This window comes from Citrobacter sp. Cm046 (assembly GCF_030333065.1).
GTDB lineage: Bacteria > Pseudomonadota > Gammaproteobacteria > Enterobacterales > Enterobacteriaceae > Citrobacter > Citrobacter murliniae.
Genome location: NZ_JAOWGP010000037.1, coordinates 31,856 through 49,830, shown reverse-complemented (window position 1 = coordinate 49,830; position 17,975 = coordinate 31,856). Strand labels below are relative to the sequence as shown.

The 17,975-nt window shown below is 48.9% G+C and carries 11 protein-coding genes and 2 tRNA genes; 6 read left to right on the top strand and 7 right to left on the bottom strand.

Annotated elements, in window-relative coordinates:
• The first annotated feature begins 61 nt into the window (after positions 1 to 61).
• The 6 genes from OGX98_RS08965 to arsC all read left to right on the top strand — a co-directional run bounded on the left by OGX98_RS08965 (position 62) and on the right by arsC (position 14,276).
• A complete protein-coding gene (locus tag OGX98_RS08965) occupies positions 62 to 9,802 on the top strand; it encodes a retention module-containing protein (protein ID WP_286595139.1) in 9,741 nt (3,246 codons plus the stop codon).
• 161 nt (positions 9,803 to 9,963) lie between these two features.
• Positions 9,964 to 10,317 (top strand): As(III)-sensing metalloregulatory transcriptional repressor ArsR, encoded by a 354-nt coding sequence (gene arsR / locus OGX98_RS08960; protein WP_045449582.1) that lies wholly within the window; start codon positions 9,964 to 9,966, stop codon positions 10,315 to 10,317.
• A gap of 47 nt (positions 10,318 to 10,364) precedes the next feature.
• Complete coding sequence (gene arsD / locus OGX98_RS08955) at positions 10,365 to 10,727, top strand: arsenite efflux transporter metallochaperone ArsD (RefSeq protein WP_045442366.1); 363 nt, start codon at positions 10,365 to 10,367, stop codon at positions 10,725 to 10,727.
• A gap of 17 nt (positions 10,728 to 10,744) precedes the next feature.
• Entirely contained in the window at positions 10,745 to 12,496 is a 1,752-nt protein-coding gene (gene arsA / locus OGX98_RS08950) for an arsenical pump-driving ATPase (protein WP_286595138.1), read from the top strand.
• A gap of 46 nt (positions 12,497 to 12,542) precedes the next feature.
• Positions 12,543 to 13,832 (top strand): arsenic transporter, encoded by a 1,290-nt coding sequence (locus OGX98_RS08945; RefSeq protein WP_225760869.1) that lies wholly within the window; start codon positions 12,543 to 12,545, stop codon positions 13,830 to 13,832.
• Between the two features lie 12 nt (positions 13,833 to 13,844).
• Positions 13,845 to 14,276 carry a glutaredoxin-dependent arsenate reductase gene (gene arsC, locus OGX98_RS08940; RefSeq protein WP_045442371.1) on the top strand — a complete coding sequence of 144 codons (432 nt, stop codon included), beginning with the start codon at positions 13,845 to 13,847 and terminating at the stop codon, positions 14,274 to 14,276.
• Positions 14,277 to 14,442: 166 nt separating this feature from the next.
• On the opposite strand, the gene OGX98_RS08935 is transcribed toward arsC, so the two are convergent.
• The 7 genes from OGX98_RS08935 to OGX98_RS08905 all read right to left on the bottom strand — a co-directional run bounded on the left by OGX98_RS08935 (position 14,443) and on the right by OGX98_RS08905 (position 17,890).
• Positions 14,443 to 14,519, bottom strand: a tRNA-Val gene (locus OGX98_RS08935).
• 12 nt (positions 14,520 to 14,531) lie between these two features.
• Positions 14,532 to 14,608 (bottom strand) — tRNA-Val (locus OGX98_RS08930).
• Positions 14,609 to 14,785: 177 nt separating this feature from the next.
• Positions 14,786 to 15,298 carry a GNAT family N-acetyltransferase gene (locus OGX98_RS08925; protein WP_286595137.1) on the bottom strand — a complete coding sequence of 171 codons (513 nt, stop codon included), beginning with the start codon at positions 15,296 to 15,298 and terminating at the stop codon, positions 14,786 to 14,788.
• 139 nt (positions 15,299 to 15,437) lie between these two features.
• The gene (gene sugE, locus OGX98_RS08920) at positions 15,438 to 15,755 is read right to left on the bottom strand and encodes a quaternary ammonium compound efflux SMR transporter SugE (RefSeq protein WP_286595135.1); all 318 of its coding nucleotides are present in this window, start codon (positions 15,753 to 15,755) and stop codon (positions 15,438 to 15,440) included.
• A 148-nt stretch (positions 15,756 to 15,903) separates the two neighbouring features.
• Positions 15,904 to 16,104 carry a hypothetical protein gene (locus OGX98_RS08915; RefSeq protein ID WP_048221540.1) on the bottom strand — a complete coding sequence of 67 codons (201 nt, stop codon included), beginning with the start codon at positions 16,102 to 16,104 and terminating at the stop codon, positions 15,904 to 15,906.
• A gap of 132 nt (positions 16,105 to 16,236) precedes the next feature.
• Positions 16,237 to 16,644 (bottom strand): NADH-quinone oxidoreductase subunit A, encoded by a 408-nt coding sequence (ndhC, locus tag OGX98_RS08910; RefSeq protein WP_048221539.1) that lies wholly within the window; start codon positions 16,642 to 16,644, stop codon positions 16,237 to 16,239.
• 901 nt (positions 16,645 to 17,545) lie between these two features.
• Positions 17,546 to 17,890: a DUF1294 domain-containing protein gene (locus tag OGX98_RS08905; protein ID WP_045449584.1), complete on the bottom strand. Its 345-nt coding sequence runs from the start codon at positions 17,888 to 17,890 to the stop codon at positions 17,546 to 17,548.
• Positions 17,891 to 17,975: the final 85 nt, after the last annotated feature.

Here is a 17,975-nt window from a genome sequence, read left to right as displayed (position 1 = left end):
TGTGGCTATTTAATATATTTATTTTTTATAAAAATAATGATGTTCTCCAGGAGAGAAAGCTGTGAGTAATTTACTCGGTGTGATTAAAACGATAGTTGGCCAGGTTTATGTCATGGAAGCGGATGGCTCGCAGCGCCTCCTGAAAGAAGGTGACAGAATTTACAGCGGTGAAGAGGTTATTACCGGCAGCAACGGTGCGGTTAGCGTAGCGCTGTCTGATGGCCGAATCCTGGATCTTGGACGAAACAGTCAATGGGGCGAGAATGGCCTGCACACCGTAAACTCCGATGATCATAACAATCAGGATGTTGCATCGTTACAGAATGCGATTGCATCAGGTGAAGACCCGACTAAATCATTTGAAGCGCCTGCCGCCGGTAATGAACCTACAGTACAGATTGAAGGTGGCGGCGGTGGACATACTCTGTTGCAACTGGAGCTTACCGGGCAGATAGTGAACCCGACGGCTGGTTTCAAAACGCGGGGGATCGGTGAGCCTGAATGGGAGCGTAGATTACCTGATAGCGGCGTCGCAGCAAGCGATTCAGCTGGTGCCCTCCATGTTCTTCCTCCCGTGGTTCACATTGATGATTTTGCGGGTAACGATGGCTACGTAAGTAAAAATGAAATAAATCATGCCAGCGTTAGCGGTACCAGCAACCAAAATCATGTCACGCTCATTTTCACTGATAGCCAGAAAAACACATTAATCATCGATGTAGCTGTGACTGACGGTCACTGGGCTGCACGGCCTGATTTAAGCCAAATGGTTGAAGGGCGTATTACCGTAGAGGCAACGGCTACAGACGTTTCGGGCCGTACTGCGCAAGTTACCTCTGTCGCAGTTATTGACACCATCGCTTTGCATGACAGCATCACCATAGACAGTGTTACGCCAGATAACGTTATCAATATCGCGGAGTCCCATAATCGGCAGACGCTAATTCACGGTATTGTTGCGGGTGATGCAAAGATTGGCGATAAAGTCATTTTATTGGTAGACGGGCAGACCTATACCAACACTGTTATCGATTTGGGTAATGGTAAGCTGGGTTATCAAATCAACGTCTCCACTCAGGGATTGCTCTCCGATCCCCATGTTCAAGCCACTGTGACGTCGACGGATGCTGCAGGTAATACATCGCAAGCCTCAACCCGCCATCATGTTGATATCGATCTGGATATTCATAACACCGTCACGATTGGTACTGTTGCTGACGATAACATCGTCAATTCAAATGAAGCCCGCATGCCCGTTATGATTACTGGTTTCGTCGGTGGCGATGCCAAAGCGGGGGATCAGGTGACGGTGACTGTTGGGGGGCATGATACCCATGGGGTCGTCGTCAGTGACAACGGTCAGTTGCGTTACGAGGTTGTTGTCCCGACAAACCGGCTTCGCGAAGGTGAAAACGATGTCCATGTCCAGGTTATCAGTCATGATGCTGCTGGTAATGAAGCTATTGCTACTGAGCACAAAATTGTCACCCTCGACAGGTTTGCCCACAACGAACTAAGTATTAACACCGTTGCTGGCGATGATGTGGTAAACGCGATGGAAAACCGTATGCCAACGTTTATCAGTGGTGTTGTGACCGGAGATTCTCAGGCCGGAGACCCTGTGGTGGTCAGTGTTAACGGATTGCCGTTTTACGGTACGGTGAGTGATGAAAACGGTACACTGCGTTACAACGTCGCTGTACCGAACGGTACGTTAAACGAAGGTCGTAATGATGTAGAGGTGATGGTTTCCGGCGTTGATTCATCTGGCAACTCGTCGATTTCAGTAGCGTACAAGACAATCACGCTTGATACGCAGGCTGATAATTTTCTGACCATCGGTACCGTGGCTGGCGACAACACAGTAAATGCCATCGAAAATCGTATGCCGACAGTCATTAGCGGAGATGTCGCTGGTGATGCGCAGTCAGGGGACCGTGTGATAGTCACGGTTAACGGAATGACGTTTTACGGCAAGGTGGTGGATGACAACGGTCATCTACGTTATGCCGTCCCTTTACCAGGCCATGCGCTGGGTGAGGGCCACAATAACGTGCAGGTCATGGTGGTGAGCCATGATATGGCGGGCAACGAAGCGATAGCTGTCGAGCACAAAAATGTGACGCTGGATACTTACGCCTTTAACGCTGTGGATATCAGAACGGTCTCGGGCGATAACGTAGTGAATGCGGCGGAATCGCAGCATGACACTTATGTTACCGGTGTAGTGAGCGGGAAGGATGCCAGAGCGGGCGACAGGGTTGTGGTGCATGTAAACGAAAAGGACTTCGTGGGCGAAGCGTTTGCCCATGCTGGAGGCCAGTTACAGTATAAAATCGCAGTAACGCCGGGCGTACTTCTGGACGGTGACAACGACGTCCTGGTTACGGTGACCAGTCACGATAAAGCAGGCAACGAAGCGATCGCAGTAGCGCACCATAATGTGGTGCTGGACACCCATGCCGATGCCACGATAAGCGTGGATGCAGTGACAAAAGATAATGTACTGAACCACGATGAGCTGGATGCGAAGCAATGGGTTCATGGCAGCGTAGGCGGGGATGCTCGTCCGGGAGATCGAGTTGATATTGATATCCGTGGGCAGCATTTCACCGGAGACGTTATCGTCCTGAACGACGGTTCGCTGGGTTACCGCATCCCGGTGGATGCCGGCGCATTGGGTAATAACGGCGGTGAAGTAAATGCCGATTTGAGGTTCACTGTCAGCGTCACCGCCCATGATAAAGCCGGTAACGTTGTCACTCAGACGACAGAGCACACGGTCCATCTTGATAACCATGCCGAAAATGCTGTGGTTATCAGAACGGTCTCGGGCGATAACGTAGTGAACGCGGCGGAATCACAGCATGACACCTTTATTACTGGCGTAGTGAGCGGGAAGGATGCCAGAGCGGGTGATCGGATTGTGGTGCAGGTACAGGGGCAGAGCTTTGCCGGTCGGGTCGTTGAAGATGGCCACGGGCAACTGCATTATAAAGTCGCGATTTCGTCGGGTCTCCTTCAGGAAGGTGACAACGACGTCCTGGTCAACGTGATCAGTCATGACAAGGTGGGCAACGAAGCGATTGCGCTGGCGCATCAAAACGTCGTGCTGGACACCCATGCGGATGCTTCCGTCAGCGTTGATCGCGTGACGAAAGATAACACACTAAGCCACGCAGAAATGAACGCGCAAAAGCAGATAATTAGCGGAACAGTCGGTGGGGATGCTCGTCGCGGCGATGTCGTGACTCTGGATATTAACGGGCATAAATTCATCGATAACGTTGTCGATCTCGGTGATGGAACGCTGGGATATAAAATCTCTGTGGATCCTGCGGTATTTGGTGATAATCACGCCATGATTGACGGAGATATTAAATTCACCGCCTCGGTCACCTCTCATGACGCCGCTCACAATGAAGTCACCGTCATTACCGAACATACGGTTCATATTGATAACTTCGCGTCTAACGAGGTGCATATTGGCACGGTTGCGGGCGATAACATCATTAATATGAATGAATCTCGTCTGCCAACCTTGATCAGTGGCAATGTCGGTGGTGACGCTCAGGCAGGCGATCCGGTCGTTATTACTGTGAATGGCCGGGATTATGCTGGTGAAGTGGCGGGTGTTGCCGGTCATCTGTATTACAGCGTGCCTGTACCGACCAGTGTGCTGCACGAAGGCAAGAATAATGTGAAGGTCATGTTGACCAGTCATGACCACCTGGGAAACGAAGCGGTTGCTTATGAGCATAGGGTCATTACCGTTGATCGTCATGCGCATAATGAGGTGACGATCGGTATCGTGGCGGGAGATGATACCGTCAACGCCCATGAGTCTGCGGAAATTAGCGGCACTGTTCGTGGTGATGCACAAGCAGGCGATCCTGTCGTGATCAGCGTAAATGGCAACAGTTATACAGGCTTAGTTTCAGAGGTAAATGGCCATCTCGGCTATCATGTCACCGTGCCGCATAGCGCGCTTGTTGAAGGCAAAAACGATGTGCAGGTGATGGTTACTGGCGTCGATAACGCCGGGAACACGGCTATTGCCGTTGAGCATAAAACTATCATTCTGGATAGCCATGCCTACAACGCGCTGAACATTGATACAGTGGATGGGGATAACATCGTGAATGCCAGCGAGTCCCGTATGCCGATGATTATCAGTGGCAAAGTCAGTGGCGATGTACATGCGGGCGATCCTGTTGTTGTGAGCGTCAACGGCCATACTGTTAATGGCGTAGTGGTGGTCGATAACGGACATCTGCGTTATGAGGTTGCGGTGCCAACACATTACCTCCGTGAAGGTAAAAATGATGTGCAGGTGACGGTAACGGGTAATGATGATGCAGGAAACATGGCGAGTTCAGTCGAGCATCACCAGGTCACTCTTGACAGACAGGCCCACGCCACAATTTCCATTGGTGCAGTGACGAATGACAACGTACTTAACTACAGTGAACTGGAGACACCCAAACAAACTCTCACTGGCATTGTGGGGGGCGATGCGAAGGTGGGTGATGATGTCGTGCTCAAGATTAACGGATATCACTATTCCGGGCATGTCGTGGAGTTACCTGACCATCAACTGGGCTACAGTATTGCGGTTGATTCCTACGCGTTCAGCGATAATCGCGGACATATCGATTCGGGCGTTAAAGTTACCGCGACGGTAACTTCGTTTGATCACGTGCAAAACGAAGTCATCCAGACCACCGAACACATTGTCCATATTGATAACCACGCGGATGTGAGTATCACTGTTGATCCAGTGACGGGTGATGACATCATCAACCATTCAGAGTCGAGAGAGCATTTCACTAAAGTATCCGGAACTGTGAGTGGGGAAGATGTCCATGCGGGCGACAAAGTTGTCGTCACGGTGAACGGGCGAAACTATGAGACGGTTGTGGCGTCGCTTGCACATCAGAATGGGGCGCTGGGTTACAATGTCGATGTGCTGACAAGAGACATGCTTGCCGATCCACATCATACGATAACAGTGCATATTACGGGTCAGGATGCGGCTGGTAACAGACAGCTCGTGGAGGCATCGAAAGAATTAGTGGTCGATCTGAATGCGGAGGCGACGATTACCATCGACCCGGTGACCGCTAATCATGACAATATTATCAACGCCGCAGAGTCGGGACATGAGTTCACAACCATTACCGGGACGGTAAGTGGAGACGCGAAAGAAGGCGATTTGGTGACTCTGCATGTTAATGGCCTTGATTTAACCGGTCGGGTGGACGCTAACCTTCATTACAGTATTGATGTCAGCACCTACGATTTGATGAGTGATCCGCACCTCAGAACCTCGATTTCTGTCACTGATAACGCCAATAACACGGCCCTCATTGAAGCTAAGCAGGATATTGTTGTCGATACACATGTTGATGCCACCATTACGGTGGATCCTGTGACAGCAGATAACACGCTAAACGATGAAGAGCTTAATCACCGCTTTACCCTGGTAACCGGCAATGTAACCGGCGAAATGCACGTCGGTGATCCGCTGACATTGACAGTGAATAACCATGTTTATCACGGGACAGTGGAAGACCTGGGGAATAACCAGATGGGCTACCGTATCGCGGTGGAAACCACGGATATTCATTCTGGCGATCATAAAATATACGCCAGTATCGGCGTGACAGATGCAGCGCAAAATAGTGCAGTGGTAGCGGCTGAACACCTTGTTGGCATTGATGATCACGCGGATGCTACGGTGACTATCAATATTATTTCAGGCGACGATGTCCTTAATCAGCTGGATCAATCGTCACCGACCACTGTCATTAATGGTTTGGTCACCGGAAATATTAACGCGGGAGAATTCGTGCATCTTACGGTGAATGGTCATACGTACGATGTTGAAGTGAAGCCTCAGGCATATCTTGATAACAAGCTGGGATATTCCTTTGCCGCCAGTACTGCAGATTTGCTTGCTGATCCGCATATTGTTGCAACGGTTAATGCCAGCGATGCAGCAGGCAATACCATAACAGCCGGGGCGACACACGATGTATCAAGGGATGATCGTGCTTATGCAACCATTACGATTGACTCTGTTACTGACGATAACGTCATTAACAATACCGAAGCGCATCAGGAATATACGACTGTCACTGGTCTTGTTAGTGGCGATGTCCATAGTGGCGATCGGGTTGAGTTAATTGTAAATGGACAGCATTATTTTGGCTGCGTTAGCGATCAAGGTGGTGGTCTTCACTACAGCATTGATGTCAGTACTGCAGATTTAATTTCAGGTGATAGTAAGCCCGTGATCCACGCTTCTGTAATGGGTTACGACGCAGCAGGTAATACCGTTCTGGCTGAGTCTGATCATACTATAAATATTGATACACGGGCTGATGCGGAAATAAAAGTGGGGTCATTAACACTTAACGGCTCCCGGGATTTTTGGGTCATTGAGGGAACGGTTGGTGGTGACGCAAAAGAAGGCGATGTGGTTAAAATCTTCGCCAACGGGAAAACCTATGAAACGGCGGTGCAGAAATATTCTGATGGTCATCTTGGATTTAACGGCGATCGCCTTATTGATGCTGCAACCGGCAACCCTGTTTATATTAACGCGCACGATTTAGATAATAATGCCGATGTCAGAGTAGAGATAACCAGCACCGATCCTTACGGTAATAGTGAAACGGCAAGCGCTCAGATACATGCTAATGTTCCGTGGCCAGCGACCAGCAATAATGGCACGGTTAATAATGGCAACACCACCACGCTACCTCATAACGACCAACCACATGCCGTTATCACCTTAAATCCGGTTGCAGGTAACGACATTATTAACCAGTCGGATTCGCAGTCACCGCACACGGTTATCCGCGGCACAGTCTCAGGCGATGTGAACCTGGGTGATGAGGTGACCTTACATATCGGAAAAGACAGCTATACCGGCTATGTTACTGAACGTCCTAACTTGCCGGGCGAGTACGGTTATGAGATTAGCGTTGATACGCAAAATCTCATTAATCATCCGGATATTACAGCGACAGTCACGGCCCATAATGATCATGGCAGCCAGATTGTTACTGTGTCTAAACCACTGATTATTGATACTGATGTCAGCGCCACAATTAAGCTCGATGATATAGCCGGTGACAATGTTATTAATAGTGTGGAATCCCGGTCTGGCACGACGACCGTTAGCGGTACCGTAACCGGTGACAATGTACATACGGGAAGCAACGTAACATTGACCGTTAACGGCCACCAAATTACGACGCAGGTGTTTGAAGATGCCAGTCATGTACTGAGATTCAGCAAAGAGATAAGCATTGACGACTTACGTCACGACCCTGTTATTGCCGCCAGCGTGACCGGCAACGACGATCATGGCAACGTAATGACGGTAACGGATGGTAAAACGATTGCCGTTGATACCGACGTTAAGGCGACGGTAACGATCAATAGTGTTACGGATGACAACGTCCTTAACCTGTCAGAAACAAAGAGTCCTGTCACACAAATAACCGGTACCGTGTCAGGCGATGTGAATCCTGGCGAATATGTCACGCTGACGGTTAATAACCACAAGTATCATGCCAAAATTGCGCCGGATATGACTTACAAAGCAGATATCAGGACTGTCGATCTGCTGGCCGAACACCGTATTGATGCGAAAGTGACCGGGAATGATACAGCGCAAAACTCGATTGATGCATTCGCGGACCGCACTATAGGTGTGGATACGACTGCCTCGGCAACTATCACCATTAATACCGTTTCAGGTGACAATATCCTCAGCGCGAAAGATCTCAGTTCCCAGCAGACTGAAATTAGTGGTGTGGTTGGTGGTGACGCCCGGATCGGTGATGACGTGAAAATCATGCTCAATGGTCATCTGACTGTTGGCAAAGTCATCGAACTGCCTGGCATGAACGGACAGCCTGGCTACACGATGAAAGTCGATACGGCAGATTTAAAAGCAGAGCTGACGGCTGAATTAAAAGCCCATCCAACCGACACGCCAACGATTACAGTGACTGTTTCCGGCACAGACGATGCAGGAAATTCCTTTAGCCAGCGTGCCGTCAGAGCGGTGGCTATCGATGATCATGCTGATGTGGAGCTGCATATCAACAAAGTCTCAGATGACAATGTGCTTAATCTGGATGACAGCCAAAAACCGACGACGGAGATCAGCGGCACAGTTACTGGCGATGTGCATGCGGGTAATAACGTGATTGTGCATGTTAACGGCAATGATCTGAACGCAATAATTGAACATGGTCCGAGCGGTGAATTAACCTTTAAAGTACGGGTAAATACCTCTGAACTGCTTCAGAACCCGGAAATTACCTATACGGTCACAGGAGTTGATGCTGTTGGAAATACGGTAACCCTGTGCGAAGCCAATAAACTGATTATTGACCAACATGCGGAAAACAGTATTCACGTTAATACGATTGCGGGCGATGGCAAAGTTAATTTCACTGAACTGATGTCAGGGAAGACGGCAATTACGGGGAGTGTGCAGGGTGATGTTCATGTTGGTGATACGGTAACGCTCGCCGTTAATGGTCATACTTATACTGGCATTATCGTTGAACATACTGACAAGCATCATAGTTCACTGACCTATGACATCCCCGTTGATAGTAATGTCCTCAACGAAGGTGAAAATAGCGTTACGGTTACCGTTAGCGGTAAGGATGCTGCTGGTAATACGGCAACCTCGACCACAACTCAGACTGTCACACTGGATACGCATGCTGATGCTTCCATCAGCATGGATCCCGTCGCGTCGGATAACATCATCAATGCGGCAGAATCTGGTCATATTTCTGTCAGCGGCGTGGTTGATGGTGATGCAAAGGATGGCGATATTGTCACGCTGTTGGTTAATGGTCACGCTGTTCAAACTAAAGTGGTCACCGTCGGCAATCACCTGGGCTATGACGTTGAAGTGAAGAAAGGGTGGTTGCATGAAGGAGACAATGATTTCACGGTGAGTGTGCGGGCAACAGATGATGCGGGCAACAAAGTCACACCGGCCTGGCATCAGAACGTGGTGTTGGATACTCATGCTGATGCCACGATCATTGTGAATAAAGTGACGGGTGATAACCGTATCGATTGGCATGAAGCACGCAACCCGTTCAATCACATTACGGGTTTTATAGACGGGGATGTACATAAAGGCGATCACGTTAGCGCGACGATTAACGGTAAACAATACGATGCAAGATTGCATGAAACTCATGGGCATCTGAGCTATGACATTCCGGTTCAGACCGACAGTCTTCTTAGCGGACACAACGACGTGATTGTTTCGGTGATGGCGCATGATGACCATGGCAATGTGACACGGCAATCACAGCATGTTGATGTGATAGTCGACGCCCCCATTCATCATGGAAAGCAGGAGTTTCATATTGCGGATAAAAACCATCATGCAGCACGGCACGAAAGTGGATTAGGCAAGCTGTTTGATGATAATCATGATTCGTTTGCTTTCAATTTTCATCATGGTGAAGCAGGTCAACCCGATGAAAAAGGTCATAGCATCTTTACCGGTAAAGAAAGCGGCGAGCATGGGAAAGTGGATCTTAGCGATCTGGCGCATGAGTTACATGAAATCGCCGACATTACCCTGTTGATGAAAGTTGGCGAAACTCATCATGGGACAATTGCTGCAGCACCTGCAAATCCAGGACATGCCGGTGATACCTCACAGGTTCCGTTAAGTGACTCGCATGTTACCTCTACGTATTCGCTGGATCATCTTATAGCCAAACCTGAAAATTACTCGCACTAATGGATCCCCACCGCTGCTGGTACAAGCGGTGGGGGCTTCATTTCAAGATGAATTTTCAGAGAGGGACCTCTTTGAATATTGAAAACATATTCGATAAAAAGAATATGTTTTTGACTTTTCATCTACGCAGAGAGAAACTTACCCCATGGCAGGAGGTTATTATGTCGCAAATTTCATCCCTACAGTTGTTCAAAAACCTTTCTGACGAGACCCGTCTCGGTATCGTGCTGTTACTCCGGGAGATGGGGGAGTTGTGCGTGTGCGATCTCTGTACGGCATTGGATCAGTCGCAGCCTAAGATTTCACGTCATCTGGCGATGTTGCGAGAAAGTGGATTACTGTTGGATCGCAAGCAGGGGAAGTGGGTTCATTACCGCTTATCTCCGCATATTCCTTCGTGGGCGGCGCAGGTTATCGAGCAGGCCTGGTTAAGCCAACAGGACGACGTACAAGCTATCGCCCGTAAGCTGGCATCGGCAAATTGCTCTGGTAACGGCAAAGCTGTTTGTATCTAAAAAATTTGCCTAAACATATATGTTTTTTCGAATGTGAGGTGTTGAAGATGAAAACGTTAACGGTGTTTGATCCGGCTATGTGTTGCAGTACCGGCGTTTGTGGAAGCGATGTCGATCAGGTTTTGGTCGATTTCTCTGCCGATGTGCAATGGCTGAAACAACGCGGGATTCAGGTTGAGCGCTACAACCTCGCGCAACAACCCATGAGTTTTGTACAGAACGCGAAAGCAAAAACATTCCTTGAGGTTTCAGGTGCTGAAGGACTTCCATTGCTATTACTGGATGGAGAAACGGTGATGGCAGGACGTTATCCAAAACGTGCTGAACTGGCTCGCTGGTTTGGCATTCCACTGGAGAAGGTGGGATTAGCACCGACAAGCTGCTGTGGTGGTAAGAGTTCCTGTTGTTGAGTATGTCAGGAGGATGTATGCGTTTCTTACAGAATATCCCGCCTTATCTGTTTTTTACTGGTAAGGGCGGAGTGGGTAAAACCTCCATTTCCTGCGCGACGGCTATCCGTCTGGCTGAGCAGGGCAAGCGAGTTTTGCTGGTTAGCACGGACCCCGCCTCGAATGTTGGTCAGGTATTCGATCAGACTATCGGCAACACCATTCTTCCCGTGAAGTCTGTGCCGGGATTGGCTGCTCTGGAGATCGATCCGCAGGCCGCCGCTCAGCAATACCGGGCCAGGATCGTCGATCCTATTAAAGGGCTTCTGCCTGATGATGTTGTTAACAGCATCAGTGAGCAGCTCTCGGGGGCATGCACGACGGAGATCGCGGCATTTGATGAGTTCACCGGCTTGCTGACTGATGCGGATCTGCTGACTCGCTTTGATCACATTATTTTTGATACCGCGCCGACAGGCCATACTATCCGCCTGCTGCAACTTCCCGGCGCCTGGAGCAGCTTTATTGAAAGTAATCCGGATGGTGCTTCCTGCCTGGGGCCAATGGCCGGGCTGGAAAAACAGCGCGAACAATATGCTCATGCTGTTGAGGCGTTGTCCGATCCCGAGCGTACCCGGCTGGTACTGGTCGCACGATTGCAAAGTTCAACATTACGTGAAGTTTCACGTACTCATGAGGAACTCGCCGCGATTGGTCTTAATAACCAGTATCTGGTCATTAATGGCGTATTGCCAGAAACCGAAGCGGCAGGCGACACATTAGCCGCAGCTATATGGCAACGGGAGCAGCAGACTCTGGCAAATCTTCCCGCCGGTTTATCTGGCCTGCCGACAGACACCTTATTTCTTCAACCGGTGAACATGGTTGGCGTATCCGCGCTGAAAAATCTTTTCACTATGCGTGCTGAGGCTGCATCGATACCTGAACAGGTTAATCAGTACCAGCCTGAGAATTTGTCTCTCTCTGAGATGGTCAATGATATCGCCCGCAGTGAGCACGGTCTGGTTATGCTTATGGGGAAAGGTGGCGTCGGTAAAACAACTCTGGCGGCTGCTATAGCCGTCAGGCTTGCGGACATGGGATTTGATGTGCATCTAACGACATCAGATCCTGCCGCACATCTCAGCACAACCCTCAACGGCAGCATCAATAATCTGCAGGTCAGCAGGATCAACCCGCACGATGAAACCGAACGCTATCGCCAGCATGTTCTTGAGACAAAGGGCAGGAGTCTGGATGACGCCGGGAAGCGACTGCTGGAAGAAGATTTACGTTCTCCCTGCACTGAAGAGATTGCGGTATTCCAGGCATTTTCCCGTGTGATCCGCGAAGCAGCAAAGCGGTTTGTTGTCATGGATACGGCTCCTACAGGACATACGCTTTTACTTCTGGACGCTACAGGGGCTTATCACCGCGAGATTGCCCGGAAAATGGGGAATAAAGGACACTTTACAACGCCAATGATGCAGCTTCAGGACCCGGAGCGAACCAAAGTGCTACTGGTCACGTTGCCTGAAACGACTCCGGTGCTGGAGGCTGCAAATTTGCAGGCCGACCTTGTACGGGCGGGGATTCAGCCCTGGGGATGGATTATCAACAACAGCCTCTCTGTTGCAGACACGCGCTCGCCACTGCTGTGTCAACGTGCCCGGCAGGAGATACCGCAGATTGAGGCCGTCAAGCAACAACATGCTACGCATATAGCACTGGTTCCATTACTTGCATCAGAACCTGGCGGCATCGAAAAACTCAGAGGTCTGGTGGGTTAATTGAAAGTATTTACAGGGCAACTCTGTCGCCTTGTCTGGAGGATTTATGTTACTGGCAGGCGCTATTTTTGTCCTGACCATTGTTTTGGTTATCTGGCAGCCGAAGGGATTAGGGATCGGCTGGAGCGCCACATTCGGCGCTGTACTCGCACTGATTTCTGGCGTTGTACACATCGGTGATATTCCGGTGGTGTGGGATATCGTCTGGAACGCAACAGCGACGTTTATTGCTGTTATTATTATCAGCCTGCTGCTCGATGAGTCCGGTTTTTTCGAATGGGCTGCACTGCACGTTTCTCGTTGGGGCCATGGTCGTGGTCGTTTGCTATTTACGTATATCGTTCTGCTTGGTGCGGCGGTCGCAGCGCTGTTTGCCAATGATGGCGCGGCGCTTATTTTAACGCCTATTGTTATCGCCATGCTGCTGGCTCTGGGGTTCAGTAAAAGCACTACACTGGCATTCGTTATGGCTGCCGGATTTATTGCTGATACGGCCAGTCTGCCGCTTATTGTGTCGAACCTGGTAAATATCGTTTCGGCAGATTTCTTCGGGCTTGGATTCTCGGAATATGCGTCGGTCATGGTGCCAGTGGATATTGCTGCTATTGTTGCCACGCTGCTGATGCTGCATCTGTTCTTCCGCAAGGATATTCCACCCACTTACGATCTGGCCAGGCTGGAGGTCCCTGCAAAGGCGATTAAGGACCCGGCAACATTCAGAACGGGCTGGATAGTTTTGATCCTTCTTCTGATTGGCTTTTTCATTCTTGAGCCGCTTGGTATTCCGGTTAGCGCAATCGCGGCAGTTGGGGCAGCCATCTTGTTTGCTGTTGCTAAACGGGGCCATGCCATTAACACGGGTAAAGTGTTACGCGGCGCACCCTGGCAGATTGTCATTTTCTCGCTGGGAATGTATCTGGTGGTCTATGGTTTGCGTAATGCCGGGCTGACGGAGTCTCTCTCCGGGCTACTGAACGTGCTGGCGGACAGAGGGCTCTGGGCAGCTACCTTGGGTACAGGTTTCCTGACAGCGTTTCTGTCTTCCATTATGAACAATATGCCTACTGTGCTTGTTGGCGCGCTGTCTATTGATGGCAGTACCGCAACAGGGGTGATTAAAGAAGCGATGATTTATGCCAACGTTATTGGTTGCGATCTGGGGCCGAAAATTACACCGATCGGTAGCCTGGCAACGCTGCTCTGGTTGCATGTTCTCTCACAGAAGAATATGACAATCACGTGGGGATATTACTTCCGCACCGGGATTATCATGACGTTGCCTGTGCTGTTTGTCACGCTGGCTGCACTGGCGTTACGCCTCTCTTTTACTTTGTAATGAGATACTGAAATGAGCAATATTACTATCTATCACAATCCGGCATGCGGTACGTCGCGCAACACCCTGGAGATGATCCGTAACAGCGGTACTGAGCCGACCGTTATCCATTACCTTGAAACACCGCCATCGCGTGACGAACTGGTCAAACTCATTGCAGAGATGGGGATTGCGGTACGGGCACTGCTGCGTAGAAACGTTGAACCGTATGAAGTGTTGGGGCTTGCTGAAGATCGTTTTACTGATGAACAGCTCATCGAGTTTATGTTGCAGTATCCGATCCTGATTAACCGTCCAATTGTGGTGACACCGCTGGGAACGCGTCTGTGCCGACCGTCGGAGGTCGTGCTGGATATTCTTCCACAGCCACAGAAGGGGGCTTTTACCAAGGAAGACGGTGAGAAGGTTACTGACGCCAGCGGAAGACGCATCGACAGCAAGTAAAATTCAATCAATGGAAGGGCTGATCCTGTAGCCCTTTCATCGTTCTCATCTTTTCCGGCAATACAGGGTAGGGGACATTTCCCTGTGCTTAAAACAGGACAACGTATAACCAAGTTTATATGTGTTCTGGTTTGGGAATATTAGGAAATTCAGGGATATAACTGAGTGGTGCGTCCGAATGGACTCGAACCATCGACCCCCACCATGTCAAGGTGGTGCTCTAACCAACTGAGCTACGGACGCACAAATTTGGAATGGTGCGTTCAATTGGACTCGAACCAACGACCCCCACCATGTCAAGGTGGTGCTCTAACCAACTGAGCTATGAACGCAATGTTGTAGGTGACAACGGGGACGAATATTAGCGGCAGAGGCCGAATGAGGCAAGAGGGAAATGCTATTTTTCTTCATGTTTTCACGCGATTGCAGAGTAATTAAGCAAGTTGATTATATTTTGTTGATTTTGCAGCGTGTTTTTCGTTCATCCCAACCGGTAATAGGGCACAAGTCTACAGAGATATTCCCATGATCTTAAGAATGCTCCGCTGCGAAGCTGTTTCGAAAACGATCGCTTTAATAAACTGCATGCCCTGTTTGTCGTAGAATTTGCGAGCGCGTTCGTTCTGTTCAAGAACTTCCAGCCATAAAAAATCTTTTCCCTTACTCCGGGCAAGCTCTTTAATTCTTTCGAACATTAACTGACCGTAGCGTTTACTTGTCTCAGCAGGACAAAGGTAGAGCTTGTTAAGCAGCACGCCTGAAAGCTCCGTCTCAGGTATTGTGCTTTGCCATGTCAATTTCGCAAAACCAATTGGGCGGTCGGTTTCGGCCACATACCAACTGACACTACGGTCTCTCAGGCTCTTTTCAAGCGTGGACAGAGAGTATTCACTTTCTAAAAAATCGTTCATCTCCGCTTCAGACACCCACATATGCTGAAAGTGAGCACGATAGATGCGAAACCCCATCTCATTGAGCAACACCGAATCGGCCAGCGTGGCCTGGCGTATTTGTAATGTCATGGAACGGAACCTGTCTCAGTGGAAAGGTTTAAAGATATCTGATTGTGAGAGAAATATCTCTTCCCGGCCTGCCGGTATGCGGTATTCGCCTTGATCACTTTGCCTGAAGGCGTTGTTGTCTGACCGGCAGGCGCAGGGTTTATTTGGTGGCGAGTTTGAGGAGCACTACACCGGAAATGATGAGCCCGACAGCGAACAGACGAGTAAAGTTAACAGCTTCCCCAAACAGGGTAATTCCGACGAAAAACGCACCTACTGCACCGATGCCGACCCAAATAGTGTAAGCCGTTCCCAGAGGCAAGGATTTCATGGAATAGGCCAGGAGACCAAAACTGAGGAGCATAAACAACAGGGTAACAACACTGGGTATGAGACGTGTAAACCCGTGCGATTCTTTCATTGCTGATGCCCATACCACTTCAAAAATACCTGCCAGAAACAGAGATAACCAGGCCATTGTAATATCCTTACATACGGGTCGTCCCATTGAGATTAATAAGCGGCAGGTCGTCCTGCATAGAGTCCGGAATGCCCGGCATCGCTATTTATCAATACACGAAGTGAGTTGCGTTCCCGCTCCGTGATGCACATACCTTCAGGATGTGTTAATTCATATCGGTTTTTAAAACGATCCACCTGAAGAAATGGCCCGCGAGATATCCCAGACAACCCATTCCCAGGGAAAGCGTTACGTTTACCCACGGCATCACACTGGTGGGGAAGACGGATATCTGTGCAAGCAGTTGGCTGATGACAAATCCAGAAAGAAAACCAGCCAAAGTTAATAACCACACGAGTTTACGCATAATAACACCTTATAGTTCTGTGAAGGGGCGTCCCTTTATTTAACTGAACACGACGGGTCGTCCCGACGCTAAATATCCGGTACCGTGTTACCGGCCCTGCATTCTCATTTTGCATATAGTGGTTTTTAGTGCTTACACCTCTTTCTGGCGCTTATTTTTCTGCCCCTGACCGCCATTCAGAACACCCATCCGTGATTCGTAAATGAGCCCGACGAGGAGGATCAACACAAATATGCTTGCCGCAATAAAACCGCTCCAGCCTGCTTCCCTCACCGCTATGGCATAAGCAAACAGGAACAGCGCTTCAGCTTCAAAAATAATAAAAAGGAGTGCGACCAAATAAAATTTTACAGACAGTTTCAAACGGGCACTGCCTACTGGCAATACCCCGGATTCGAAAGGTTCATGTTTACTATGTCCGCTGGATCGTCCGCCCATAAAACGGGCTAGCAGAAGTAGTAATGCACCAAGGCCGATCGCTCCGATTATAAATATCGCCAGTGACCAGTGATGGGAGAGATTAGCGATATCCGGGCTCATTCAGATGTCCTCAGTGGGTCATTTGAATGGTATCCCGACGGGCAGGCCTGATATGGCTGGTATTCTGGCAGGGAGCAGGAACCAAAAGCATCTGAGGCGTGTAATATAAGTAATGGAGTTACTGAACTGCAGAAACATGAACGGTCCATAAAATCTTCCTACAGAAGAATGGGCCGTCCCGGTTGATGGATCGTACCTGAGGTCGTCCTCAGGTAGATATAATGTCAAATTTCAAATCACTATAGCACCACTTTTTTTTGCTGCCCAGTATTTATCGCAATAAATACCGCATTATTCACCGCAAAATGGTAGGTAAACATGGATATATACATTAAATAATTCAAGTTGCAGGAAGCCAACAGACCTGCAACTTGACGTATGACGAGTATAGCTATTTCTTAAATACCGTGACCATTAGGCCGGTAATTATTTATTTTATTGGTTTAAATATTAGTAACCAGCGGCCTTGTTAGCGGCTTTTATGCGATTGCTTCTGGTGTCTTTTTCGTGTTGGTCTTTAGCTTGCATTATGCCACCTGCAGCATCAACCCAATCACTTGCGGTACAACTGGATAATCCCACAGTTAACATAAGGGCAAATACATACTTCATTTTAGCTCCATCATCTTATTATTTGTATAAATAACGTCCATGTAATACGCAAAGTATTTGACGTTGATTTTTTGACTTTAACAAAAAGTCACATTATGGGCAAGGTACGGAATTTCACTGTATAACACTTAATCTATAATCCAATTAATTTAAGGGCAGGGTGGATAATAGATCTGATTCCAAAAATAGCCACCCTCCCGGACATCATCCTGTAACTATAAGATGTGAATGATCAGAACGACAAAGTCCGTGATGGAAATTGACCGGATAGTGCGCACATAGCTGACGCTCAGGAAAGTGAAAACGGATAGAACTGATAAACCGCCGCCATTGCTGAGACACTCAATATCACGCTAATGATGAAGTATGTTTTGAATGGCTGTTTTTGTGTTTTATGGCGGAAGAGTTGCTGCCCAATAATCGCGCCAGCCCACCCACCTACAACGCCAAACACCAGCAAAGTGGATTCTGGCACTCTGCGCCAGGCCTTACGCGCTGCTATTTTGTCCACGCCGTAAATTACCAGCGTCAGTATGTTGGCGAGCAGGAACCACATGACTAAAGGAGACGACGTAAAAAAGCTTCCGATCGCCGCGACGATCAGTAGGAAATAACAACAGCGATTGAGAGTCATATCATTAGCCACGGCAATTTTCAGAGTTTATCGCAGCGCATTATACGCAATCATCGCCATACCGATAGTTCCCGCTGTTTCCCAC